Raw genomic sequence first — 23,647 nt, 5'->3', positions numbered from 1 at the left:
TAAACCAAGGCAGGGCCATCAGGTTCTGTCCCTTATTCATACAAGGGAGATCACGATATGACGTACGTAACCCGGTCACGCCTGCCACTATTGTCAGCCACTATGCTGATAGGGCTTTCTGGTTTGACACCGCTTGCCCAGGCAGAAGGCGTACTGAACTTTTATAACTGGTCTGACTATATTGGTGAAGAAACCATCGCCAATTTTGAGCAGGAAACCGGTATCAAGGTGAACTACGATGTGTACGACAGCAACGAAACCCTGGAGGGCAAGTTGCTGGCGGGTAATACCGGTTATGACCTGGTGGTACCGACGTCGAACTTTATGGCATTGCAAATCAAGGCGGGTATTTTTCGCAAGCTGGATAAAAGCCAGCTGCCGAATCTGAAAAACCTGGATGCTTCCTTGTTAACGTCATTGCAGAAAAAAGATCCGGGCAACCAATATGGCGTGCCGTATTTATGGGGTACCACCGGGATTGGTTACAACCCGGCGATGGTTGCCGAAGTGTTGGGCGAAGAGGCTCCCGTCGATAGCTGGGAGCTGGTATTCAACCCCAAATACATGGAAAAACTGGCTGACTGCGGCGTTTCCTTTATGGATTCCTCCGACGAAATGTATCCGTTTGTGATGTTGTATAACGGCGATGACCCAAACAGCACCGACAAGAAATACTTCAGCGACGATGCCAGAGCGACCCAAACCCTGAAAGCGGTACGGCCCTACGTCAAACAGTTCACGTCATCCCAGTACATCAGCGATCTGGCAAATGGTGACAGCTGTGTCGCTGTCGGTTACTCCGGTGATGTGTTTCAGGCAGCCTATAACGCTGAAGAAGCAGACAACGGTGTTGAAGTGGTCTACAGCATTCCGAAAGAAGGCTCGGAAGTCTGGTTTGATATGCTGTTGATTCCGGCGGATGCCAAAAACGCCGAGAATGCCCACAAATTCATCAACTATCTGTTGCGCCCGGAAGTGATTGCGGAAGTAACCGATTATGTCTGGTACGCCAATCCGAACACCGCTGCAACGACACTGATTGATCCTGAGATTGCCGCTGATCCGGCGATTTATCCGACTCCCGATGTGTTGGAGAAGCTGTTTGTCAGTAACGAAGAAGACCCTAAAGTGGCACGTATCCGTAACCGCAGCTGGGCCAATATCAAAGCCGGACGTTAACGGCGAGAACAAGCGGCAAAGGAAAGCCAGCACGTTATAGATATAGAACAGTAGCCACAAAAAAGCCCGTTTGAGTTTCCTCAAACGGGCTTTTTATCGTTCAGTCTGGCGCATAAACCGGCATTTGAAGGCCGGTTATGAGATCAGGCTGTTTTTTTCGGCTTGGAGCGCTTGCGTTCATTTTCAGTCAGCAATTTCTTGCGCAGACGAATGCTGGTAGGAGTCACTTCGACCAGTTCATCTTCTTCGATGAATTCCAGAGCCTGTTCCAGCGTGTGACGGACTGGAGGGGTCAGGTTAATGGCTTCATCAGTACCGGAAGCACGGACGTTGGTCAGCTGCTTGGCCTTGGTCGGGTTAACCACCAGGTCGTTGTCGCGGCTGTGCAGACCAATGATCATGCCTTCGTAGACTTCCAGGCTTGGGGCTACAAACAGGCGACCACGTTCTTGCAGGGTGAACAGGGCATAGCCCAGTACCTTGCCCGGTACCATGGAGACCAGTACGCCGTTGTGGCGAGTAGAACCCAGGCTGCTGAGCACAGGACCGTAGTGATCAAACACGTTGGTCAGGATGCCGGAGCCAGAGGTCATGGTCATGAACTGCGAACGGAAGCCGATCAGGCCCCGTGCTGGCATGATGAACTCAAGACGGGTGCGACCCTTGCCATCCGGTACCATATTGGTCATCTCGGCGCGACGGTTGCCCATCTCTTCCATGATGGAACCCTGGTGCTCGTCTTCAACGTCGATAACCACTTGTTCGTATGGTTCTTGCAGCTCGCCGTCGACGATTTTCTGGACCACTTCGGGCTTGCCGATGGCCATTTCGAAGCCTTCGCGACGCATGGTTTCAATCAGTACCGACAAATGCAGCTCGCCACGACCAGAAACCTTGAACTTCTCAGGGCTGTCGCCCGGCTCAACACGTAATGCCACGTTGTGGATCAGCTCTTTGTCGAGACGGTCCTTGATATTACGTGAAGTAACGTACTTGCCTTCTTTACCGGCGAACGGTGAGTCATTGACCTGGAAGGTCATGCTGACTGTTGGTTCGTCGACGGTCAGGGCAGGCAGGGCTTCAACATGACCGACCGCACACAGGGTATCGGAAATGTTCAGGCCTTCAATACCGGAAACACAGACGATGTCACCAGCGGAGGCTTCTTCAACGGCAACCCGGTTCAGACCGTGGAAACCTTTTACTTCCAGCAAGCGGCCCTTGCGGATCTTGCCTTCAGCAGAAATCAGCTGAATGTCAGTACCTGGCTTGAGCTTGCCGCGGGAGATACGGCCAACACCGATAACACCGACGAAGCTGTCGTAGTCCAGTGCCGAGATTTGCATCTGGAACGGGCCATCAAGATCGACAGGTGGAGGGGTTACATGGTCGACGATCATCTGGAACAGTGGCGTCATGTCTTCGGCCATATCATCCGGATCTGTACCGGCGATACCGTTCAGGGCGGAGGCGTAGATAACCGGGAAGTCGAGCTGTTCATCGGTGGCACCGAGACGGTCGAACAGATCAAAGATCTCGTCCATTACCCAGTCAGGGCGAGCGCCAGGGCGGTCGATCTTGTTGATCACCACGATAGGACGCAGACCACGCTCAAACGCTTTTTGGGTAACAAAACGGGTTTGTGGCATCGGGCCGTCGACGGCATCGACGAGCAGGCAGACGGAATCTACCATGGACATCACACGCTCAACCTCGCCACCGAAGTCGGCGTGTCCTGGTGTGTCGACGATGTTGATTCGGTAGTCGTTCCAGCGAATAGCAGTGTTTTTCGCCAGAATGGTAATACCGCGTTCTTTTTCCTGATCATTCGAGTCCATGACTCGCTCGCCACCTTGGTCTTTACGATCCAGGGTGCCGGATTGCTCCAGCAGTTTATCGACCAGGGTAGTTTTACCGTGGTCAACGTGAGCAATAATGGCGATGTTTCTGAGATTGTCGATCACAACAAAAGCCTTGGTTAAAGTTTGTGCAAAATTGGCGGCCGATTATACCTGACTTCGGATCGATGCGTGATGTCAATTTCATTATAAGAAAAGCGCTATTAATGTAGGCGTGGATATTGGAAACTGGTTGTATGAACCTCTAACGGGCACGCAGTCTGACTGGGGTCATATAAAATCAAGCAAAATGCACCAATATGGTTCTATTTTGCTTGTAAGGCACCTGAAGTGTGCAAAAAAGACGATTATGGGATCGGATATACCCTGAATACCGTGAGGTTTTTTGCATGCCTCTAAATGGCACGCGAATTGCTCCTTTTTCGGGCATGGTAGCAGGGGCTGGACCCCATTATCGGATATGAAACAGCATCTGGAGATAAGTAAATGTCAGAGAACACTCTGAATCTGATCAAAGAAAATGACGTTAAGTGGGTTGACCTGCGTTTTACCGATTCCAAAGGTAAAGAGCAGCATGTAACCATTCCTGCCAGCTATGTCGACGAAGAATTCTTCGAAAATGGCCAGATGTTTGATGGCTCATCCATCTCCGGCTGGAAAGGCATCAACGAATCCGACATGATCCTGATGCCGGATGACACCACGCCTTTCATGGACCCCTTCACTGAAGATGCAACGCTGGTTCTGCGTTGCGACATTATTGAGCCTAGCACCATGCAAGGCTATGAGCGCGATCCCCGTTCTGTGGCCAAGCGCGCTGAAGAATACCTGAAGTCTACTGGTCTGGGTGATACTGCCTTCTTTGGTCCAGAGCCAGAATTCTTCATGTTTGATGATGTTCGCTGGGGCCAGGACATGACCGGCAACTTCTACAAAATCAATTCTGACGAAGGTGCCTGGGCAACTGAAGCCGTTACCGAAGGCGGCAACCTGGGTCACCGTCCACGCGTCAAGGGCGGTTACTTCCCTGTTCCTCCAGTCGACAGCCACCACGACATCCGTGCTGCCATGTGTAACACCATGATGGCTATTGGTCTGGACGTTGAAGTACATCACCACGAAGTAGCAAACGCCGGCCAGAACGAAATCGGTGTTAAATTCAACACGCTGGTGAAAAAAGCCGACGAAGTGCAAATGATGAAATACATCGTGCACAACGTTGCCGCTGCTTATGGCAAAACAGCTACTTTCATGCCGAAGCCAATCGTTGGTGACAACGGTTCCGGTATGCACGTGCACCAGTCTTTCTGGAAAGATGGTGAAAACCAGTTTGCCGGTGACGTTTATGCAGGACTGAGCGAAACAGCTCTGTACTACATTGGCGGTATCATCAAGCACGCCAAAGCGTTGAACGCGTTCACCAACCCGTCAACCAACTCCTACAAGCGTCTGATTCCTGGATTCGAAGCCCCGGTCATGCTGGCATACTCTGCCCGTAACCGTTCTGCTTCTATCCGTATTCCTTACGTTGCGTCTCCTAAAGGCAAGCGTATCGAAGCCCGTTTCCCTGATCCGACTGCCAACCCATACCTGGCATTCGCAGCCATGCTGATGGCTGGCCTGGACGGCATCAAAAACAAACTGCACCCTGGCGATGCAGCAGACAAGGATCTGTACGACCTGCCTGCTGAAGAAGCCGCAGCTATCCCACAAGTGTGTGGCAGCCTGCGTGAAGCCCTGGACAGCCTGAAAGCTGACAGCGACTTCCTGACAGCTGGTGGTGTATTCACTGAAGATATGATCGAAGCTTACGTCGACCTGAAAATGGAAGATGTTTACCGCGTTGAACATACCACTCACCCGGTTGAGTTCGATATGTACTACTCCGTTTAATCTTCGGATGAACGGGTTGTCATAAGGAAAGGTCGCTTCGGCGGCCTTTTTTTGTGGCTTACTATTGTTGTTTGCAGCCACCACCAAATAAAGACATGGCGCTATGGCTGCTGAGGACTATGGTGTTAGACGCAAGAGGATCGGCGTGGTGAAAACAACCAAAGAATTATGGAATTCATATCCGCTCCGGAATGCCCTGCCTGACTGGCGTATCCGTTGGCAGCCGTCGGCTCCTGAGGCATTGACACAGGCGTATCGGCAGTATTATCGGTTACCCGATGTTGAAGCCGGACAGCACCGCATGGGCAAGCTGGAAAGTGCCGGTTTTGATATTGCGCTGCAGTACTGGACTTGTCCTGACGCGGTGGCCAATCTTATTCTGGTGCACGGCTATTATGACCATGTCGGGCTGTATGGCAGCCTGATTGGGTTTTGCCGGGCCCAGCGCCTGAACCTGGTGGCATTCGACTTGCCGGGGCATGGCTTGTCGAGTGGTGAGGCAGCCAGAATCGACGATTTTGATCAGTATGAAACCGTGTTTGCCGATGTGTTCCAGCAGGCTAAACAGCAGCTGCCGGCGTTGCCCTGGCTGGCTGCCGGTCAGAGTACCGGGGGAGCGATTCTGGCCAGCTATCTGCTCAAGCGCCACCCGGTAGCCGGTCAGTCCGGGCCGTTGCTGGTCTGGCTGCTGGCCCCGTTGTTACGGCCAGCGGGATGGCGCAGCGGCCGCTGGATACATACGCTGGTACACCGTTTCGTCGCCCGGGTGCCGAGACGTTTTGTGCTGAACGGTAATAATCGGGTATTTGCTGAATTTGTTGCCAGTAGTGACCCCCTGCAATCCCGTTATTTGAGTGTCCATTGGGTGACAGCACTCAAGCGTTGGCTCGGCTGGATCGAGCGGCGATCACCGTTTGATTACCCGGTACGCATGATTCAGGGGACGGCGGATCAGACCGTTGACTGGCGTTACAATATTCCGGCCTATCAGCGGTTGTTCCCGGCGTTAATGTTGAGCCGCATCGTCGGTGCTCATCACCACCTGGTGAATGAATCTCCGGAACGATTGGGGAACGTATACGAGGTGATGCGGTCAGATTTGAGTGCTGTGTTGGCTGCTCAGGAGACGGCTTCCAAAACAGGGCAATGAGCTGCTCTTTTTTAAGAGCAGTGCCATAAAAAGAAGCAGGCTGGCGAAATATATCGGGGAACAGCCTGCCATACGCAGATCATCTGACGGATGATAGATTTGATTTTCGACCTCAAATAGTGCAATAGCAGCTTTTCTTGCCTGGTGGGTCGGTCTTTCAGAAAATGAGCGCACTGATTTTGGCGTCATTGCTCAAAACAGAAGGGCAATTCTGGTGCAATTCATACTTTGGTCACTACTTGTGATTAAAGTGGCAGAAATGTTGCTCAAAGACAGACAAAGTAGCTATATGTCTGCCTGGTGTCATCTTGGTAGGCCATACGTATAAAAGTAGATTTTTGCTGGAGTCACTTTCAATGAAGAAGCCAGATTTACTGGTCTTTGTAGGATTGGTTGTTATTTTGGGTGCTGCCATTACTGGCATGACAATCGATGAGAATCAACGTCCGTCTGCCGTCCTGGCATCGGAACATACTATTCGCTAACTGGCTGGCACCCATCGTAGTGCGGTATCGGTAGCAATAGCAGATAAAGGAATATCCCAGGCTTCAGCAGGAAGCGTAGCAAGACACTGAAACTCATGGGCGCAGCCTATGAGCTTTGGGTGCTTGCCTGCGCGCTGAGTAAAGGCCAGCGAGCGGTCGTAAAAGCCGCCACCCATCCCCATACGATTGCCATGCAGGTCAAACGCGACCAGTGGCAAGCAGATAACAGACAAGAATCTTGCCTGGCAGCGTTTGCCGTAGCGAAAATCCGGCTCTGCGATACCAAAGCGGTTGTTGCTCATGCGTGTGCCTGGCTGATAACGGATAAACGCCAGTTCGCCGCGACGTAGCGGATGCAAGCTGGGCAGATAGACTTCCTTGCCCATTCGGATCAGCTGCTTGATGATCTGCTCCGGGTTGATTTCACCATCATTCACCAGATACAGCGCGATTCTCCGGGCAGCCAGCAGGGCACCCGGCTGTAATAACGAGCGTTGCAGGCCTCGTGCTGCCTGGCGTTGCTGTTGCGCTGTCAGGGAGCGACGCTGCAAGCGCATGGCCTTGCGAATTTGAGGTTTGTTCATAGGGACAGGAATACAGGATGTAAGCAAATCAGAAAGGAGGCCCGCCGCACCGCTGTCGGAAAAAGGCCTTGAACCCAATGGTTCAAGGTGGTGGGTTCTTCACTGAATCAGGCTTTCCGGAAACCGGACATGCGCACAACAGCGACTGGAACCCTCCGGGGTTGTGGACATCGGCTCGAGGTCTTTGTCGACTGGCCAATGCGGCAGGAGCTGGCGAGTATATCAGAGATCAGGAGTTCTGCGAAAAGTCTGCGGCAGAATGCTCGTTTTCACGTTGTGCGGAGAGATTCAGCGCAGTGTCCAGCCGATTATTCAGGTCATCAAAAATAGTCGCCTGTTGCTGCAGCTCATGTTGTGTTTCAAGTAACTGATGGGCAATGTTCAGCGCCGCGATCACCGCAATCCGGTCGGTACCCGGCAAGGTACCGGAGGACGACGTCGAATTCTTGATTTCAGCCATCTTCTGGTCGAGCAGGTGCGCGGCATCACGCAGCTGCTGTTCGGCCCCGGCAGGGCAGTTGATCCGGTATTCCCGGTCCAGAATCGTGAGACTCAGGGTTCTGGGGTCATTGGCCACAGTTGCGCTCCAGCACTTGCAATTTTTGTATCATTTCATGAACCTTGCGGCGTGCCGCTTCATTTTGCTGTACCAGTCTGGTCCGTTCAGACTGCCAGTTCGCTTCTTCAGCACGCATGCGCTGGTTTTCTTCGTACAGTTTCTGATGGATGTCGAGCAGTTTCAGGATACGCTGCTGCAGGCTGTGCAAGTCATTTGCTGGCATAACATTCTTCTGGTTCAGGGCTGGACTGGGGCTACTACTATAAGAGCCGTCCAAGTGGCTGGTCAATCCGACTGTCGACTCCAGTGAAAGCGGGCAACCTGCACGATGGCAATGTTAGAATAAACAGATTGATTATATAGAGGTTGTTATGAAATTTGACTTTGCCAGTGCAGCGGATATCTGGCTTGAAGCCCGTTGTTACCAATCCCCGTCGGCTTTGCACGGCTGGTTGAGTGGTTATCTGGCCAGTGGTTCCCGCCTGACACCGAAACAATGGCTGGCAGAAGCCATGGATTACCTGGAACTGGAAATGGCTCCAGAGCCGCCACTGTCCGATATGTTGCCAGAATTCTATGACTGGGTGCTGGCTGTGATTGGTGCGGAAGAAATGGCCTACAGCCCGTTATTACCCAGTGACGAAGATGCCGATGTCGCCGAGCAGGTCGAATGCCTGGCGGAATGGAGCAAAGGTTTCCTCGATGGTTTTGGGGCTTCCGAGCGCTCTGCCGGGCAGCTACCGGAAGATGTCGTGGAAGTCTTGCGTGATCTGGATGCCTTTTCCCAGGCCGAGGTTGACGACCTGGACGATGCCGCCAACGAAGGCATGTACCTTGATCTGTCCGAGCACGCCCGGGTGGCGGCCCTGACGGTGTTTTACAACATGAACCGCTCGGCCGGTTCGTCATCCACAACCCTGCATTGATCCGGAGGTGATATGAAACTGGAAGCATCCGAATACGCTCGTCGTCGTCAGCAACTGATGGCGCAAATGAGCGATAACAGCATCGCGATTATTCCATCGTCTCCGGTGCATGTGCGCAACCGGGACGTGGAATACCTGTTTCGCCAGGACAGCGATTTTTATTACCTCAGCGGCTTTGACGAAGAACACGCCGTGCTGGTGCTGATTCCGGGGCGGGAATATGGCGAATACGTTTTGTTCTGCCAGGAAAAAATCAAGGAGCAGGAAATCTGGACGGGTCGCCGGGTAGGGCCAGAAGCGGCGCTGGAGCGACTGGGAGCCGATGATGCCTTTCCGATCACCGATATCGACGACATCCTGCCTGGCCTGATTGAAGGCCGGGACAAGATTTACGCCAACCTAGGCGTCAGCCCGGACTTCGACAACCAGCTAATGGGATGGGTCAACCATATCAAATCCCAGGTGCGTAACGGCTCACGGCCACCACGGGAATTCAGCGGCCTGGATCATATCCTGCACGAAATGCGGCTGATCAAATCCGAGGCCGAAATCGACCTGATGCGACAGGCAGCAGCAATCAGCGCCAATGCCCACTGTCGGGCCATGCAAATGGTTGAGCCGGGGATGTATGAATATCAGCTGGATGCCGAAATCATGCGTACCTTTATGGCTGCTGGCAGTCGTTGGCCGGCCTATCCTTCGATTGTCGGCAGTGGTGAAAACGCCTGCATCCTGCACTACACCCGTAACGATGCGCAGATTCAGGACGGTGCCCTGATTCTGATTGATGCCGGTTGTGAACTGGACTATTACGCCTCTGATATTACCCGCACCTTCCCGGCCAATGGCCATTTCAGTGCAGAACAAAAAGCCCTGTATAACCTGGTGCTGGATTCCCAATACGCCGCCATGGACTGGATCAAGGCTGGCAATCGCTGGAATGATCCACACGATGCCGCAGTAACCGTGCTGGTCGAAGGATTGCTGGCACTCGGCTTATTGTCCGGTGATCCGGATGAGATTCTGGCCTCCGGTGAATACCGCCGTTTCTATATGCACAAAACCGGACACTGGCTCGGTATGGACGTACACGATGTGGGGGAATACCGCATCGACGGCGAGCCAAGACGACTGGAAAACGGCATGGTGATGACCGTCGAGCCAGGATTGTATGTGGCACCAGACGATGAAACCGTCGAGGCGCGCTGGCGCGGCATCGGTATCCGCATCGAGGACGACGTGGTTGTACGTGCCGATGGCTGTGATGTACTGACGGCTGGAGTGCCGAAAACCGTTGAGGAAATAGAAGCACTGGTTCAGGGCGGGTTGACTGACTGAGGGCAATGCCCGGTGTGTTTTTCTTGCCTTGGCGGGCGCTAATCGTGACAGGCTCTTGACCCTGCCGCGAGCCACCCGTCAGAGTGTCACCTGCTGAACAAAGAGCGTTATCCATGACCGAACCTGCCTTATCTTCCCCTGCCTTTGACCTGGTGATTCTCGGTGCTGGCATGACCGGCGCCAGCCTGGTGCACCTGCTGCAGCCTGCGCTGGATGACGGTCTGCGCATTGCGTTGATCGATCGCCAGCAGATTCGCTGGACTGCCGACATACTGGAGCGACCGCCCAGTTTTGATGGTCGTGCCACAGCGCTGGCCTGGGGGTCACGGCAGTTATTGGAACGTATGGGGTGCTGGTCGGCGGTGGCGGACCGGGCCTGTGCGATTGAACATATTCAGGTATCGGACCGTGGCCGCTTTGGGCAAACCCACCTACACGCCAGCGAGCAGGGCACCGAAGCATTGGGCTATATCGTTGAAAACGCGGTATTGGGGCGGGCACTGCTGCAAGGGCTGGATTCCTGCCCGAATGTCACCCTGTTGTCCGATACCGAGGTAACGCAAGTTACCATGACCGCCACCGGTAGCCAGCTGACCCTGGCCGATGGCAAGACCCTCACCACGGCGCTTTTGGTCATGGCCGATGGTGGCCGCTCCGGTCTGGCGCAACAGCTGGGAATTCGGCATCAGCGCGAAGACTATGGCCGCATGGCACTGGTAACCCAGGTTGAGATGGATCGCGAGCATCAGCACTGGGCTTATGAACGCTTCAGTGACCATGGCCCGGTGGCCTTGCTGCCGTTACAGCAACGCCACTTTGCGGTGGTCTGGACTCTGCCACCCGATGATTGTGAACGTATTATGGCGTTGCCAGATGCCTTGTTTGCCGAGCAGTTACAACAGCAGGTCGGTTATCGCAGCGGCCGTATTCTTCGGGTTGGCGAACGCTTCAGTTACCCGCTGGCACTGGTGCGCAGTGGCGAACAGGTACGCCGGGGCCTGGTGTTGCTGGGGAATGCTGCTCACAGCCTGCATCCGGTGGCTGGACAAGGCTTTAACCTGGCATTAAGAGATACCGCCGCGCTGGCGGCCCGTGTACTGGAAAGCTGGTCGATGAAGCGACCGTTAGGTGATCTCACCGTATTGCTGGAATACGCCCAGCAGCAACAGCAGGATCAGGCCAATACCATTCTGGCCAGTGACCTGTTGCCCAGAGTGTTTTCCCACCCCGGCACCTTGACGGCGCTGGGTCGTGGTGCCGGACTGCTGGCGCTGGCCAGCCTGACGGTGCCGCGACGGTTATTGGCACGTCACGCCATGGGGCTGGGCCAGCCTGCTCCCCGGTTTGGTTTGCCGCCAACCCCAAAACCTGACAATTTATCTTCCCGGTCGGAGTCTGCTGATGCGTTATGACGTGGTAATTATTGGTGCCGGGCTGGTCGGACAATCCCTGGCGGCCGCTTTGGCACAGGGTAATCCGCAGCTGGCTATTGCTCTGGTTGATCCGGCGTTGGCGTCCGCAGCGGAGCTTCCGGCGGTATTGCCCACGGAGGGGCTGGATGGATTTGATCTGCGGGTGAGTGCCTTGACCGCGCGCAGCCAGAATTTTCTGACCGATATCGGCGCCTGGCAATGGATTCGCTCACAACGGTGTCAGCCTTACACGCATATGACGGTGTGGGATGCAGAAGGCACCGGTGAAGTGAATTTTGATGCTGCCGATTTGCATGTTCCCTGCCTTGGCCACATCGTTGAAAATCGCGAAACCCTGGCCGGGTTGCGGCAGCAGCTGGCCTCGTGCCCGGCGGTGACCCAGATCGCGCAGCCGGTGCAATATCTCGACAGCCGTCAGTCCGACGGCCTGACGCCCGTAGTGCTGGCGCAGGGGGATACCTTGCTGGCGGCACTGGTGGTCGGAGCCGATGGCGCGCATTCCCAGGTGCGGCAGTGGGTTGGATTACCAACGCGGGAATGGGATTACCAGCATCAGGCGCTGGTGGCGACCGTCGCCATGGAGAAACCGTTGGCGGCCACCGCCTGGCAGCGCTTTCGGCCACAGGGGCCGCTGGCCTTGTTGCCTATGCCAACCAATCCGCATCTGGCTTCGATCGTCTGGTCTACCAGTGACGATGAGGCCAATGCGCTGATGGCGCTGTCGGACGAGGCTTTTGGTCACGCCCTGGCCGAAGCCTTCGAGCAGCGATTGGGAACCGTTACCGGGTGTTCTCAACGGGCTGCGATTCCTTTGCGCCAGCGCCATGCCCGCCGTTACTGGCAAGACGGTGTAGTGCTGGCGGGGGATGCCGCACACACCATTCATCCGTTGGCCGGGCAGGGCGTCAACCTCGGTTTCAAGGACGTGGAAGTGCTGGCCGCTGAAGTACTGACGGCTGTTGCACGTGGCATCTCTCCCGGACACGATCAGGTGCTGGCCCGTTATCAGCGTCGACGTCAGGCCGATAACCTCGCGACCATGGCGGCGATGGAGGGCTTCAAGCGTCTGTTTGCTGCTGATGCGCCACTGGTGCGATTACTGCGTAACGTCGGAATGAACCGGTTTGACCGGCTGTTACCCGTCAAGCAGCACGCCATGATGCAGGCAATGGGCCTGTAGCTCCATTTGGTGTGCTGGCCGGTTCGTGCTCAACACGACGTCAGTATGTATTACGTATAAGTGCAAGTTGCTTATGATCAGTGCTGGCACAGACAGCAGCGAATAAACGGTGATGACAGCAGGAATGTTTCGCTGCATGTGCCGCAAACCGATATAATGCCCGGTTCTTTTTGCTCCACCCTGTTGAGGTCTCCATGTCTGAAGCTGTTTCCTGTCTGCGCTTGAACCCACAAGCGGAACGCCGTCTTAAATCCGGTCATTTGTGGGTTTACAGTAACGAGGTGGACACCAAAAAAACGCCGATTCAAGGTCTGGAGTCCGGTAGCCAGGTAGTGATCGAAATGGCCAACGGCAAGGCGCTGGGCAGTGCGGTGGTCAGCCCGGATCAATTGATTTGTGCGCGTCTGATCAGCCGTGACAGCAAGCAGTTTCTCGACAGCTCGCTGATTGTACATCGCCTCAAGGTTGCCCTGAGTAGCCGTGAACTTTGGTATCCGGATGGCTGCTACCGCTGGGTGTATGGCGACAGTGACGGCCTGCCGGGGCTGGTTGTTGACCGTTTTGGTGATGTCGCAGTGGTGCAAATATCCAGTGTCCTGATGGAAACCCTGCGGCAGGAAATCGTGGATGCCATCGTCAAGGTGATCAAGCCGGACGCCGTGGTACTGAAAAATACCGGCAAGCTGCGGGCCGTTGAAGGTTTGCCAGAATACGTCGACGTTGTGTACGGCGAGCTGGAAGACAACTGCGCCCCCATGATTGAAAACGGTACCCGCTTTATGGTGCCTGTGATCGATGGCCAAAAAACCGGCTGGTTCTACGATCACCGTGAAAACCGGGCGGTGCTGAACCGGTTGGTGACGGGCAAACGGGTACTGGATGTTTTCAGTTATATCGGCGGCTGGGGCGTGCAGGCGGCCCGCCATGGTGCTGCAGAAGTTCACTGTGTGGATTCCTCTGCCAAGGCCCTGGATTGGGTTGCCCAGAATGCGGAGCTGAACGGCGTGGCAGAACGGATGACCTGCTGGGAAGGCGATGCCTTTGAAGCACTGCGGCAGCTGAAAGACAGTGGCGAGCGTTTTGATGTGGTGGTGGTTGATCCGCCAGCGCTGATTCCGCGCCGCAAAGACATCAAGGCTGGTGAGCAGGCTTATCATCGCCTCAATCAGCTGGCGATGCGTCTGCTGAATCGTGATGGCCTGCTGGTGGCTGGTTCTTGCTCCATGCACCTGGGCGAAACCCGCTTGCCGAGCATTATCCGGACACTGGGCCGGGAGCTGGATCGTGATGTGCTGATTCAACACGTCGGTAGCCAGGGCGCAGACCATCCAGTGGTTCCGGCCATTCCGGAAACCCGTTACCTCAAAGCCGTGTTCGCTCGCGTATTACCTACCCGCTAACCGCGGTTGCAGATGTTCGGCCCGGCCCTGTCCGTGGCCGTTATGTCTTGGGCAAGGTCAGGCGTAACAGGCTGGCGGTTTGTTGCAACAGACTATCCAGCTGCTTGATGTGATCAACCTGCGAGGTGGCTGCCGGTATCTCTGCCGCTGCTTCTGCCGGGGTTGCTGAGGTATCGGCTGGTTCGGCCCTGGCCGTTTCACTAACAGGCGTCAGAGCCTGGGTCAGCGCCGCCTGCCATTGCGCCAATAATTCTGGATGCTTGTCGCCTAGCAGCGATATTAAAGCCCCTTCCTGGGATTCGTTACCGAGTAACCAGAGCTGCATTCCTTGCAACAGAGCCTGAATATCCTGCTGGCTGGTATCGCTGAATTCACTGCTGTTACCCGGCAGACGTTTTGCCAACAATTCCGTTCGGATCAGCCAGGCACAGGCACTCATGCCGGCTTGCAGGGCTGCCGACGGGGTACTGCTGGTTACCAGCTGGGCATAGTAGCCGTCAACTTGCTGCCAGCGGCTTTGTAACAGGTGTTGGTGATCCAGTAACTGCGCCGTCACCAGTTGCAGGTATTGGCGGCGGCGTTTCTGGTTGGTGACGGCATCAGGAGCCGGTTCGCTGGAGCTACTGCTATTGGCTGGCAGCACATAGTCAGAGGCGTCGCGTTGCCCGTCACTGCCCCACAGCAAGAATTCAATCACATGAAACCCCAGGCTGACCGAGGCCGGGTCAGAAAACCCATGCTGCTGCCTGAGTGCTTCCGGGGTCAACGGCAAGGCCAGATCGTTCACAATGCCGGTAAAGGGGTAGCCCGGCAGATAGTCGAGGTAGCCGCCTTCAATCGGCCAGCTGTCAATCTGATTGACTATCTGGTGGAAATTAACGCCCTGTCGCTGCCATTCAACCGGGTCCGATATCGGCAGAAAACCATACAGGCGAGTACGTAAAAACGCGCTGTAGCTGTCGCGCCAGGCGCTACGGGCAGCGGCCAGCGTGGCGCTATCGGGTTGACCGATCAGGGCCGAGACAGCACCTTGCAGCGCTTCGCTACTGGCGTAGGCCTGCAGGTAGCTATCGAAGGCCGAATGAGTCAAATGGTCATTGATCGTTGCCGGGAAAGATCCTCCCGGACTGGTGCTCAGCTCAGCCGCCGTCGGGAGAGGTTGCGCTGGTGGTTGCGATTGTTCACAGCCCACCATGCCGAGTGCCAGGGCACTGCTCAGTCCGATCATGAGTCGTTTCATTGGTGCCTGCCTCCTGATGGTCTATGGTTACTGGCGCCAGCGCCAGGATCAATCGTCACGCAGTGAGATGATTGGCCAGCCATATTGGCGAGCCTCGGCTTCCAGAGTGCTGTCCGGGTTGACCGCCACGGGATGATCGACCAGTCGTAACAGTGGCAGATCGTTGCGGGAGTCGCTGTAGAACCAGGCACCGTCCATGGACTGCTGATGCTCTTCCAGCCAGGCGTTGAGCCGGGTTACCTTGCCATCCTGAAAGCTGGGTACGCCAACAATTTCGCCAGTGTATTGGCCGTCGATGACTTCCGGGTGTGGTGCGATAATGTCGGCAATACCCAGACGCTCGGCAATCGGATAGGTAATGAAACCGTTGGTGGCGGTAATGATCAGTAAATGATCCCCCTGGTCCCGATGCTTCTGGATCAGGTCACGGCTTTTTTGGCTGATCAGTGGTTCAATACGTTCAGCCAGAAAACGCTCGCGTTCGGCCAGCATATGTTGCAGTGGATAATCGAGTAACGGCTGTAAGGCAAAACGCAGGTAAGCGTGAATATCCAGCGTGCCGGCTTTGTATTGTTCATAGAAGTGGTCGTTGCGATGCTGATGCACCGCCGGGTCGACGAGTTCCCGGTCGGCCAGATACTGGCCCCATGCGTGGTCACTGTCATCGGATAACAGGGTGTGGTCGAGGTCAAAAATTGCCAGAGCCAAACGATTCTCCCGAACGGATTGCCGAAAATTGCACAAAGAGCCATATTCTATGATGAATGGGCAGCCCGGGTCACATGTTAAAAACAGGCACGGACTGACACTCATTGGCATAAACGTCCTGTTCCGCCGCTTGTCAGATCCTGTGGTTCGGGAGAAGATAAAGAATAACAATCAATACCTGCGAGTCGATGCATGTTGCTTGACCTTTGCGTTGAAATGGGCAAGTTTTGCAACTCTGTAATAATTCTCGGATGGCATTGTGATTGATGATCAGGGTTACCGCCCGAATGTCGGTATCATTCTGTGTAATGACCAGGGCCAGGTGCTCTGGGCCAGACGCATAGGACAGGATGCCTGGCAGTTTCCTCAGGGTGGGATCAAACAGGGGGAGTCCCCGGAAAATGCGCTTTATCGGGAGTTGACCGAAGAAGTTGGCCTGACAGCGAACGATGTCCAGATTCTGGGCTGTACTCGTGGCTGGCTGCGTTATCGCCTGCCAAAACGTATGATCCGTCAGGGGCGTCAACCGGTGTGCGTTGGCCAAAAGCAAAAGTGGTATCTGTTAAAGTTGACCACCGAAGAAGCACGAATCGATGTGGCTGCATCACCCAAGCCGGAGTTTGATGGCTGGGACTGGGTTAGTTACTGGTTTCCGTTGGGTGAAGTAGTCGCTTTCAAGCGCGATGTCTATCGTCGCGCAATGACTGAGCTGGCGCCGAAAATCGCTCGCTTGCAACGTAAAAGCACCAGTTGAGGTCTTATGCTCGACATACTTCGCCGAATTGTCCAGGAGGTCAGCAGCGCCAGCGATCTTAAGGATGCATTAAAAGTGGTGGTCGTGCGTATCCGCGAGGCTATGCACACCGAGGTATGTTCTGTGTACCTGTTTGATGCAGACAGCAAGCGTTATGTACTAATGGCGACCGAAGGCCTGAAGCAAGAAGCCGTTGGTCGGGTCAGCCTGTCATCATCCCAGGGTCTGGTTGGCCTGGTCGGTGCCCGCGCCGAACCGATCAACATCGACAATGCTCCGTCACACCCCAAATTCCATTTCCTGTCCGAGACCGGAGAAGATCCGTTTCTGTCGTTCCTTGGCGTACCGATTATTCATAACAAGCGCCTGATGGGGGTGCTGGTTGTACAGCAGCGTGACAGCCGGCAATTTGATGAAAGTGAAGAAGCCTTTCTGGGCACCATGTCGGCCCAGTTGGCCGGAGTGATTGCCCACGCTGAAGCGACCGGAAATATTCTGGAGCTGTCACCTGCCAGCACCGAACGTAAAAGTACCCGTTTTAACGGTGCACCGGGGGCGGCGGGTGTCGGCCTGGGCACCGGTTACGTGATCACCCCGGCGGCAGACCTGATTGTGGTGGTCGACCAAACGGTCGAAGACATTGAGCAGGAGCTGGAGAATTTTGACAAGGCGCTGATTGCTGCCCGCAGTGAAATCCGTCATCTGGGTGCCCAGCTCAGCCATGATCTGCGCCCGGAAGAAATGGCGTTGTTTGATGTTTATATCAATATGCTCGACGACAATGCCCTGGGGGCAGAAGTCACCAGCCGCATTCGTGAAGGCCAGTGGGCACAAGGGGCCTTGCGTCAGGTCGTGATGCAGTATGTGGGTCATTTCCAACTGATGGAAGACGTTTACCTGCGTGAGCGGGCGACGGACATTCTGGATCTGGGTACCCGTATTCTGGCCCACCTGCAGGGCACGGCGGATAAAGCGCCGGAGGAAAAAATATTTCCGGACGACTGCATTCTGGTCAGCGAAGAACTGACCCCTGCCATGCTGGGCGAAGTACCGACCAGCAAGTTACGCGGACTGGTATCGGTAAAAGGCTCCTCCAACTCCCACGTGGCGATTCTGGCCCGGGCGATGGGGATTCCAACCGTAATGGGGGTGGTGGATTTACCCTACGCCCAGTTGCACGGCAAGGATCTGGTGGTGGATGGATATCGTGGCGTCTTGGTGTCCAACCCGAATGAGGATATCCGCGCGGAGTATCAGGAAATCTACGAAGAAGAGCTGGCCCTGCAGGAAGACCTGGAAGTACTGCGGGATGAACCGGCCGAAACCCTGGACGGCCATCGTATTCCCTTATGGGTCAATACTGGCCTGCTGACGGATGCCTTGCGCAGTCTCGATCGGGGTGCTGAAGGCGTGGGTTTATACCGCACCGAAGTGCCCTTTATGATGCGGGATCGTTTCCCCAGTGAAAGTGAGCAGCAAAAAATCTATCGCCAGCAGCTGGAGATGTTTGCTCCGGCACCAGTGACCATGAGGACGCTGGATATCGGTGGCGACAAGTCGCTGACTTATTTCCCCATCAACGAAGCCAATCCTTTTCTGGGCTGGCGTGGTATCCGGGTAACGCTGGATCATCCCGAGATTTTTCTGGTGCAAGTGCGGGCCATGCTGAAAGCCAGCGAAGGCCTGAACAACCTGCGTATCATGCTGCCGATGATCAGCAGCGTCCATGAAGTCGACGAAGCGCTGCACCTGATTTACCGTGCCCATGCCGAAGTGATCGAAGAAGGCTGTGATATCGACATGCCCAAAGTCGGGGTCATGATCGAGGTACCTTCCGCCGTGTTCCAGATCCGTGATCTGGGCTTGCGAGTTGATTTCCTGTCGGTCGGCAGTAACGACCTGACCCAGTATCTGCTGGCGGTGGATCGTAACAACCCGCGGGTGGCTGACCTCTATCAGGCGTTTCATCCGGCGGTCTTGTCGGCCCTTAAAATCATTGCCGAGACCGCTCGTGAAGTAGGCAAGCCGGTCAGTGTCTGTGGTGAGCTGGCGGGTAATCCACTTGGCAGTGTGCTGCTGATGGCCATGGGTTACGAGATGCTGTCGATGAACGCTACCAACCTGCCAAAAGTAAAATCGGTTATCCGTGGTGTCAGCCTGGAGTGGGCAGAACGCTTGCTCGATCAGGTAATGCAGATCGAAAGTGCCCATGTGATTGCCGCCATGGTACAGCTGGCACTGGAGAAAGAAGGCTTTGGCCGGATTATCGGCCCGGCTTCCGGTCGCGGTTAACCAGGGTTGGAACGACTCATTGCCCCGGCTGCTCTGATTGCGCGGGGCGCTTGCTGATTGTTTTATATCAAGGGTAGCTGAAACCGGTACCGGGTGCCTGCAGCGCCATTCTCTTGCCAGCGCTGTTCTTCAATGCTGAGCCGTTGCCCCCGGCCGAGCAGGCTGCTGCTACTGCGGGTGCCATAACGGGCAGAGATAATAAACTGCGCCGATAACAAACGCTCTGTTTCCAGCGCAACGCCGGTGTCGGGCAGCCTGTCGTCCGGCCAGGGCTGACGGCGATTCAATAAGCGGGTTAATTCAGACTGATCCTGCTGCCAGGTGGGCCGGTGCTGCTGGCGTCGTTGGGCTTGCAGCAGTTGCTCTTTCGCCAGCTGTGCTTTGGGCCAGTCACTGTCGAGCCAGGCATTACTGAGCGCATGTATGCCGGGAGAGACCGCCACCGCCGCGGGTTCCGGTGTATTGGTGATGTACCAAAGCTGATGCGCTGTACCACACAGCAAATTAAAGCGGCCATAACGGCCTGCCTCCGGCAACAAGGCATCGGCAAAGTCCGCGGGTGTTTGTGTGCTGCGCAGATAACGGGTCACCAGTTCACCACGAGAGCGCACATGCTCTGGCGGCTCAGGTAAACGAATATTGGTGACTGCCGCAAAACGCAGGTCATTGGTTACTCCCAGCCAGCTGCCGCCTTGCTGCAAATCCTGCCCGGCAACCAGGTCGGGAGACTCGGGCCAGCGGTGTAACGGCGCGGTGGGGCGTTGATGAAATTCGTCACGATTGGCAGTCAGCGTCAGCCAATCGGTCGCATCTGGCTGCCAGTCAAATACAATCAGGCACATGGTAAAAGTCTCGGATACCGGTGTCTTCAAGGTTACCCTGATGCCTGTGGCTTGGCGACCTGGGCGGTTGCCGAGTGTTGCTGGCTGGTACGCATCCTGCCGCTGCGCTCGCGATTCAGGCCATGCCGGGTATAATGCGCGCCTTTTCTTCTCTTCTGCACGGGAGGTGGTCTGTGACCACTCTGTTGATGTATCTCGCGGTAGGTGCCTTTGCCGGAACACTGGCCGGGTTGTTTGGCATTGGTGGCGGCATGATCATTGTACCGGCCGTGCTGTTTGCCTTGGCGGCAGAAGGCGTTGGCGTGGATGTGATGACCCATATGGCCGTCGCCACGTCGCTGGCAACCATTGTTTTCACCTCACTCAGTTCGATCCGCGCCCACCACCTGAAAGGTGCCATCAATTGGCAAATGGTGTCGCTGATGACGATGGGCATTATCGTTGGCACCAGCCTGGGCGTGGTACTGATTGCCGAAGTCCCCGGGCCGCTGCTGCTGAAAATCATCGGCGTGTTTGCTGCCTTGCTGGGTATCCAGATGTTTTTTGGGCTGCAACCCCGTCCGGGTAAAAGCGCCCCGGGGCACAAGGAGCTGGGATTGGCCGGAGCCGTTATCGGTTTTGGCTCTTCCTGGTTTGGTATTGGCGGCGGCACGTTTTCCGTGCCATACCTGAGCTGGCGTCAGATCGAAATGCGTCAGGCAGTGGCAACCTCCGCCGCGTGTGGCTTGCCGATTGCCTTGACCGGCGCATTAACCAACATCTGGTCCGGCTGGGGCAACCCGGCCTTGCCCGCCTGGAGCACCGGCTTTGTTTATTGGCCTGCGGTGGCCGGTATTGTCATCACCAGCGTGCCCTTTGCCCGCCTGGGCGCCCATTTGGCGCATCGACTGGATCAGCGCAAGTTGAAAAAGGCATTTGCGGTCTTGCTGATCGGCGTATCCATCAAATTCCTGACGCTGTCATGATGGTGTCGAACGCCGGCGTTAGGCTCTTGTCACAGCCTGTCTTGTCCTCGCGTCTGGTCGGGGTAACACTTATTGTAAGGACGTCACCATGATGACTTATCCCGAGATCGACCCGATTGCCCTGGCGATCGGGCCATTAAAAATTCACTGGTATGGCCTGATGTACCTGCTGGCCTTTGGTGCCGCTTACAGCCTGGCAATCTGGCGTGCCCGTCGTCCCCAGTCTGGCTGGAACGATCAGCAGGTGTCTGATCTGGTGTTTTTTGGGGCCATGGGCGTTATTCTCGGCGGCCGCTTTGGCTACGTTTTGTTCTATAACTTCGATCAGTTTCTGGAAGATCCGCTGTGGCTGTTCCGGGTCTGGGAAGGCGGCATGTCCTTTCATGGTGGCTTGCTCGGAGTGCTGGTCGCGCTGGGCTGGTTCAGCTTCAAGTACAAAAAGAACTACTTTGATGTCGGTGACTTTGTAGCACCACTGGTTCCGATCGGTTTGATGTTCGGACGTATTGGCAACTTTATTGGTGGCGAACTCTGGGGCCGCGTTGCTGACCCTGCGGTAGTGCACTGGGCCATGGTATTCCCCCGCGCCGATAACCTGCCTCGTCATCCGTCACAGCTGTATCAGGCCGGGCTGGAAGGCTTCTTGCTGTTTATTCTATTGTTGTGGTATTCCAACCGCCCGCGTCCGCGCATGGCGGTAGGGGCTGCGTTCCTGTTTGGTTATGGGGTATTCCGCAGTATCGCCGAGTTTTACCGCGAGCCGGATGCCCATATCGGCTTCGACCTGTTTGGCTGGATGAGCCGCGGACAATTACTCAGCATGCCGATGATTCTGGCTGGGCTGGTTCTGTTGCTGGTGGCTTATCGGCGTAATCGTTTTGCGCCGGTCAGTTGAGCGTTTGTTTGATAATAAAAGGTAATGTATGAAAGCGTATCTGCAACTGATGAAACACGTACGTGAACAGGGTGTGTTCAAGCAAGACCGTACAGGCACCGGCACCTACAGCTGTTTTGGTTATCAGATGCGATTTGATCTCCAGGATGGTTTCCCGCTGGTGACCACCAAAAAACTGCATCTGCGCTCGATCATTCATGAGCTGTTATGGTTTCTCAGTGGCGACACCAACATCCGTTACCTGCAAGACAACAAGGTAACCATCTGGGATGAATGGGCCGATGCCGAAGGCAACCTCGGGCCGGTTTACGGTGCTCAGTGGCGCTCCTGGCCCACCGCCACTGGTGAGCATATCGACCAGCTCAGCCAGCTGGTTGAACAGATTCGCAATAACCCGGATTCCCGTCGGCTGATTGTCAGTGCCTGGAACGTAGGGGAAATTCACAACATGGCCTTGCCGCCGTGTCATGCGTTTTTCCAGTTCTACGTTGCCGAAGGCAAGCTCTCCTGCCAGCTCTACCAGCGCAGCGCAGACATCTTCCTGGGCGTCCCCTTCAACATTGCCAGTTATGCCCTGTTGGTGCATATGGTGGCGCAGCAGTGCGATCTGGCAGTGGGCGACTTCGTCTGGACCGGTGGCGACGTGCACCTCTACGCCAACCACCTGGAACAAACGGATGAGCAATTGTCACGAGAGCCAAAAGTGCTGCCGCACCTGAATATCAAACGCAAACCGGCATCCTTGTTTGACTACTGCTTTGAAGATTTTGAAATCGAAGGCTATCAGCACCACCCGCATATCAAGGCACCGGTAGCGATTTAAAGGGCCGTAATTCAAGGTGCAGCTGAAATAGGCGGGCAGGCAGAGACAGGCTCAAGATGGGATTACCGGACGCTTACCCCCGAGATTATGGCGTCAAGGTTATAGTGTTTGGTTTTGTAGGTCTGACCATGCGCGGCCACATGTTCCAAAATGGAACACGTGCTCTTTTCATCCAGTTCGCCTGCTTTAAAAATATTGCTTAAATGCTCGGTAATAGCGGGCCGCTTAGTATCAAAAAGCTCCGCCATTTGCGCTTGTGTTAGCCACAGCGTTTCCTGTTCCAGTTTGATCTCTATCTGCACTTGGCCATCATGTGACGGCAAGGATACGGATGGAATTTATCAGGCACGGAGAGCTGGCCCCTGCGTGGAATTGATCAGGTGCGGAGTCGGGCGGACACCAGTGGCGTCCATACGGCACGTTTGGGGGCTGGTTCTGCTGCAATACGGGCGTTATCATCGGTCGTTTGGTGTCATTTGCTGGTAACAGCGGTGATGTTCTCCCGGTTTGACGCGGTTCTTGCCCATGAAGCTGTCTCTGATTGTTGCTCTGTCACGTAACCATACGATTGGTCTCGATAATCAATTGCCCTGGCATTTGCCGGGTGATTTGAAGTATTTCCGCGACAGTACCATGGGCAAGCCGGTGGTGATGGGGCGTAAAACCCATGAAAGTATTGGCCGGGCCTTGCCTGGTCGCGCCAATATTGTGATCAGTCGTCAGCCGGATTATCAGGCGGATGGTGTGGCGGTGGTCGACAGTCTGGAGTGTGCCATCGAGCTGGCGGCGCGGTTGGCGTTACAGACCGATGCCGATGAGGCCATGATCATGGGGGGCGCGGAAATCTATCGTCAGGTGTTGCCGCTGGTTGAGCGTATGTATCTGACGGAAGTGGATGCCGATATCGAGGGCGATGCGTTTTTCCCGGATTTTGACCGTTCCGAGTGGCGTGAGTTGAGCAGCGAAGCCTACGGCCCCAGTGATACCAATCCCTATCCTTATCGCTTTGTGGTGTACGACCGTATCGTGTGCGACGAGTAGTTTTGCTGGCAGCCGGGCCGCCAATCGGCAACGGTTGCGACGCACTATAACGGCTCAGGCTGTCTGGCTTGAGTCCGACCCCTAATCCTCTCATCATAGCG

Annotated in this window: 23 protein-coding genes and 1 other RNA gene; 15 read left to right on the top strand and 9 right to left on the bottom strand. The window is 55.3% G+C overall.

Annotation, left to right across the window (positions count from 1 at the left end):
* Positions 1 to 57: 57 nt before the first annotated feature.
* Positions 58 to 1,179 carry a polyamine ABC transporter substrate-binding protein gene (locus Q8W32_RS02515; RefSeq protein WP_303431189.1) on the top strand — a complete coding sequence of 374 codons (1,122 nt, stop codon included), beginning with the start codon at positions 58 to 60 and terminating at the stop codon, positions 1,177 to 1,179.
* A 143-nt stretch (positions 1,180 to 1,322) separates the two neighbouring features.
* Here Q8W32_RS02515 and typA read toward each other — a convergent pair whose 3' ends face one another.
* Positions 1,323 to 3,143, bottom strand: a complete 1,821-nt coding sequence (gene typA, locus Q8W32_RS02510; RefSeq protein WP_303431188.1) for a translational GTPase TypA — start codon at positions 3,141 to 3,143, stop codon at positions 1,323 to 1,325.
* 381 nt (positions 3,144 to 3,524) lie between these two features.
* Between typA and glnA the strand changes: the two genes are divergently transcribed.
* From glnA to Q8W32_RS02495, 3 genes are all read left to right on the top strand, one after another.
* The gene (gene glnA, locus Q8W32_RS02505; protein WP_303431187.1) at positions 3,525 to 4,931 is read left to right on the top strand and encodes a glutamate--ammonia ligase; all 1,407 of its coding nucleotides are present in this window, start codon (positions 3,525 to 3,527) and stop codon (positions 4,929 to 4,931) included.
* 148 nt (positions 4,932 to 5,079) lie between these two features.
* Positions 5,080 to 6,081, top strand: a complete 1,002-nt coding sequence (locus Q8W32_RS02500; protein ID WP_305413569.1) for an alpha/beta hydrolase — start codon at positions 5,080 to 5,082, stop codon at positions 6,079 to 6,081.
* A gap of 356 nt (positions 6,082 to 6,437) precedes the next feature.
* Positions 6,438 to 6,566 carry a hypothetical protein gene (locus Q8W32_RS02495; protein WP_303431185.1) on the top strand — a complete coding sequence of 43 codons (129 nt, stop codon included), beginning with the start codon at positions 6,438 to 6,440 and terminating at the stop codon, positions 6,564 to 6,566.
* Here the strand turns inward: Q8W32_RS02495 and Q8W32_RS02490 are convergent.
* The 4 genes from Q8W32_RS02490 to Q8W32_RS02475 form a co-directional block, all read right to left on the bottom strand.
* Entirely contained in the window at positions 6,563 to 7,150 is a 588-nt protein-coding gene (locus tag Q8W32_RS02490; RefSeq protein WP_305413567.1) for a 5-formyltetrahydrofolate cyclo-ligase, read from the bottom strand. The two genes, Q8W32_RS02495 and Q8W32_RS02490, sit on opposite strands and share 4 nt — an antisense overlap.
* 35 nt (positions 7,151 to 7,185) lie before the next feature.
* A non-coding RNA gene (gene ssrS / locus Q8W32_RS02485) (6S RNA) lies at positions 7,186 to 7,363 on the bottom strand.
* A 16-nt stretch (positions 7,364 to 7,379) separates the two neighbouring features.
* On the bottom strand, positions 7,380 to 7,727 hold the full coding sequence (locus Q8W32_RS02480) for a cell division protein ZapA (RefSeq protein WP_303431182.1): 348 nt from the start codon (positions 7,725 to 7,727) through the stop codon (positions 7,380 to 7,382).
* Positions 7,717 to 7,932, bottom strand: a complete 216-nt coding sequence (locus tag Q8W32_RS02475; protein WP_305413564.1) for a DUF904 domain-containing protein — start codon at positions 7,930 to 7,932, stop codon at positions 7,717 to 7,719. The genes Q8W32_RS02480 and Q8W32_RS02475 overlap by 11 nt, the downstream gene beginning before the upstream one ends.
* 148 nt (positions 7,933 to 8,080) lie before the next feature.
* Here Q8W32_RS02475 and Q8W32_RS02470 point away from each other — a divergent pair, with 148 nt between their 5' ends.
* The 5 genes from Q8W32_RS02470 to Q8W32_RS02450 all read left to right on the top strand — a co-directional run bounded on the left by Q8W32_RS02470 (position 8,081) and on the right by Q8W32_RS02450 (position 13,986).
* Positions 8,081 to 8,635: a UPF0149 family protein gene (locus tag Q8W32_RS02470; protein ID WP_303431179.1), complete on the top strand. Its 555-nt coding sequence runs from the start codon at positions 8,081 to 8,083 to the stop codon at positions 8,633 to 8,635.
* Between the two features lie 12 nt (positions 8,636 to 8,647).
* On the top strand, positions 8,648 to 9,973 hold the full coding sequence (gene pepP, locus Q8W32_RS02465) for a Xaa-Pro aminopeptidase (protein WP_305413562.1): 1,326 nt from the start codon (positions 8,648 to 8,650) through the stop codon (positions 9,971 to 9,973).
* A 113-nt stretch (positions 9,974 to 10,086) separates the two neighbouring features.
* Positions 10,087 to 11,385, top strand: coding sequence for a 2-octaprenyl-6-methoxyphenyl hydroxylase (gene ubiH, locus Q8W32_RS02460; protein ID WP_305413561.1), 1,299 nt, complete (start codon positions 10,087 to 10,089; stop codon positions 11,383 to 11,385).
* On the top strand, positions 11,375 to 12,586 hold the full coding sequence (locus Q8W32_RS02455; protein ID WP_305413559.1) for a UbiH/UbiF/VisC/COQ6 family ubiquinone biosynthesis hydroxylase: 1,212 nt from the start codon (positions 11,375 to 11,377) through the stop codon (positions 12,584 to 12,586). The genes ubiH and Q8W32_RS02455 overlap by 11 nt, the downstream gene beginning before the upstream one ends.
* 194 nt (positions 12,587 to 12,780) lie before the next feature.
* Positions 12,781 to 13,986, top strand: a complete 1,206-nt coding sequence (locus Q8W32_RS02450) for a class I SAM-dependent rRNA methyltransferase (RefSeq protein ID WP_303431173.1) — start codon at positions 12,781 to 12,783, stop codon at positions 13,984 to 13,986.
* Positions 13,987 to 14,026: 40 nt separating this feature from the next.
* Here the strand turns inward: Q8W32_RS02450 and Q8W32_RS02445 are convergent, their stop codons facing one another.
* Together Q8W32_RS02445 and Q8W32_RS02440 are read right to left on the bottom strand one after the other, a co-directional pair.
* Positions 14,027 to 15,226: an imelysin family protein gene (locus Q8W32_RS02445; protein WP_305413557.1), complete on the bottom strand. Its 1,200-nt coding sequence runs from the start codon at positions 15,224 to 15,226 to the stop codon at positions 14,027 to 14,029.
* Positions 15,227 to 15,274: 48 nt separating this feature from the next.
* On the bottom strand, positions 15,275 to 15,934 hold the full coding sequence (locus Q8W32_RS02440; protein ID WP_303431171.1) for an HAD family phosphatase: 660 nt from the start codon (positions 15,932 to 15,934) through the stop codon (positions 15,275 to 15,277).
* 259 nt (positions 15,935 to 16,193) lie between these two features.
* On the opposite strand from Q8W32_RS02440, the gene rppH reads away from it, so the two are divergent.
* Together rppH and ptsP are read left to right on the top strand one after the other, a co-directional pair.
* Complete coding sequence (gene rppH / locus Q8W32_RS02435; RefSeq protein WP_303431170.1) at positions 16,194 to 16,688, top strand: RNA pyrophosphohydrolase; 495 nt, start codon at positions 16,194 to 16,196, stop codon at positions 16,686 to 16,688.
* Positions 16,689 to 16,694: 6 nt separating this feature from the next.
* Positions 16,695 to 18,980 (top strand): phosphoenolpyruvate--protein phosphotransferase, encoded by a 2,286-nt coding sequence (ptsP, locus tag Q8W32_RS02430; RefSeq protein ID WP_303431169.1) that lies wholly within the window; start codon positions 16,695 to 16,697, stop codon positions 18,978 to 18,980.
* A 62-nt stretch (positions 18,981 to 19,042) separates the two neighbouring features.
* Here the strand turns inward: ptsP and Q8W32_RS02425 are convergent, their stop codons facing one another.
* On the bottom strand, positions 19,043 to 19,822 hold the full coding sequence (locus Q8W32_RS02425; protein WP_305413555.1) for an NRDE family protein: 780 nt from the start codon (positions 19,820 to 19,822) through the stop codon (positions 19,043 to 19,045).
* A gap of 173 nt (positions 19,823 to 19,995) precedes the next feature.
* Between Q8W32_RS02425 and Q8W32_RS02420 the strand changes: the two genes are divergently transcribed.
* The 3 genes from Q8W32_RS02420 to thyA all read left to right on the top strand — a co-directional run bounded on the left by Q8W32_RS02420 (position 19,996) and on the right by thyA (position 22,505).
* Positions 19,996 to 20,787, top strand: coding sequence for a sulfite exporter TauE/SafE family protein (locus tag Q8W32_RS02420; RefSeq protein WP_368501340.1), 792 nt, complete (start codon positions 19,996 to 19,998; stop codon positions 20,785 to 20,787).
* Positions 20,788 to 20,875: 88 nt separating this feature from the next.
* Positions 20,876 to 21,682, top strand: coding sequence for a prolipoprotein diacylglyceryl transferase (gene lgt, locus Q8W32_RS02415; RefSeq protein ID WP_303431167.1), 807 nt, complete (start codon positions 20,876 to 20,878; stop codon positions 21,680 to 21,682).
* Between the two features lie 28 nt (positions 21,683 to 21,710).
* On the top strand, positions 21,711 to 22,505 hold the full coding sequence (thyA, locus tag Q8W32_RS02410; RefSeq protein ID WP_305413553.1) for a thymidylate synthase: 795 nt from the start codon (positions 21,711 to 21,713) through the stop codon (positions 22,503 to 22,505).
* A 62-nt stretch (positions 22,506 to 22,567) separates the two neighbouring features.
* Here thyA and Q8W32_RS02405 read toward each other — a convergent pair whose 3' ends face one another.
* Positions 22,568 to 22,807 (bottom strand): hypothetical protein, encoded by a 240-nt coding sequence (locus Q8W32_RS02405; protein ID WP_305413551.1) that lies wholly within the window; start codon positions 22,805 to 22,807, stop codon positions 22,568 to 22,570.
* A 223-nt stretch (positions 22,808 to 23,030) separates the two neighbouring features.
* On the opposite strand from Q8W32_RS02405, the gene Q8W32_RS02400 reads away from it, so the two are divergent.
* Complete coding sequence (locus tag Q8W32_RS02400) at positions 23,031 to 23,546, top strand: dihydrofolate reductase (RefSeq protein ID WP_305413550.1); 516 nt, start codon at positions 23,031 to 23,033, stop codon at positions 23,544 to 23,546.
* The last annotated feature ends 101 nt before the right edge of the window (positions 23,547 to 23,647 follow it).

Source organism: Oceanobacter sp. 3_MG-2023, from assembly GCF_030688925.1.
GTDB lineage: Bacteria > Pseudomonadota > Gammaproteobacteria > Pseudomonadales > Oceanobacteraceae > Oceanobacter.
The sequence above is the reverse complement of the archived record's forward strand: the minus strand, read 5'-3'. Positions and strand labels throughout refer to the sequence as shown.

Bases quoted from the DNA above. Each gene is read 5' to 3' on its own strand.
- ptsP (WP_303431169.1), top strand. From the start codon at position 16,695: ATGCTCGACATACTTCGCCGAATTGTCCAGGAGGTCAGCAGCGCCAGC.
- Q8W32_RS02470 (WP_303431179.1), top strand. From the start codon at position 8,081: ATGAAATTTGACTTTGCCAGTGCAGCGGATATCTGGCTTGAAGCCCGT.
- Q8W32_RS02495 (WP_303431185.1), top strand. From the start codon at position 6,438: ATGAAGAAGCCAGATTTACTGGTCTTTGTAGGATTGGTTGTTATTTTG.
- pepP (WP_305413562.1), top strand. From the start codon at position 8,648: ATGAAACTGGAAGCATCCGAATACGCTCGTCGTCGTCAGCAACTGATG.
- Q8W32_RS02475 (WP_305413564.1), bottom strand. From the start codon at position 7,932: ATGCCAGCAAATGACTTGCACAGCCTGCAGCAGCGTATCCTGAAACTG.
- Q8W32_RS02450 (WP_303431173.1), top strand. From the start codon at position 12,781: ATGTCTGAAGCTGTTTCCTGTCTGCGCTTGAACCCACAAGCGGAACGC.
- Q8W32_RS02400 (WP_305413550.1), top strand. From the start codon at position 23,031: ATGAAGCTGTCTCTGATTGTTGCTCTGTCACGTAACCATACGATTGGT.
- Q8W32_RS02455 (WP_305413559.1), top strand. From the start codon at position 11,375: ATGCGTTATGACGTGGTAATTATTGGTGCCGGGCTGGTCGGACAATCC.
- glnA (WP_303431187.1), top strand. From the start codon at position 3,525: ATGTCAGAGAACACTCTGAATCTGATCAAAGAAAATGACGTTAAGTGG.
- Q8W32_RS02490 (WP_305413567.1), bottom strand. From the start codon at position 7,150: ATGAACAAACCTCAAATTCGCAAGGCCATGCGCTTGCAGCGTCGCTCC.
- thyA (WP_305413553.1), top strand. From the start codon at position 21,711: ATGAAAGCGTATCTGCAACTGATGAAACACGTACGTGAACAGGGTGTG.
- Q8W32_RS02425 (WP_305413555.1), bottom strand. From the start codon at position 19,822: ATGTGCCTGATTGTATTTGACTGGCAGCCAGATGCGACCGATTGGCTG.
- Q8W32_RS02445 (WP_305413557.1), bottom strand. From the start codon at position 15,226: ATGAAACGACTCATGATCGGACTGAGCAGTGCCCTGGCACTCGGCATG.
- ubiH (WP_305413561.1), top strand. From the start codon at position 10,087: ATGACCGAACCTGCCTTATCTTCCCCTGCCTTTGACCTGGTGATTCTC.
- lgt (WP_303431167.1), top strand. From the start codon at position 20,876: ATGATGACTTATCCCGAGATCGACCCGATTGCCCTGGCGATCGGGCCA.
- Q8W32_RS02515 (WP_303431189.1), top strand. From the start codon at position 58: ATGACGTACGTAACCCGGTCACGCCTGCCACTATTGTCAGCCACTATG.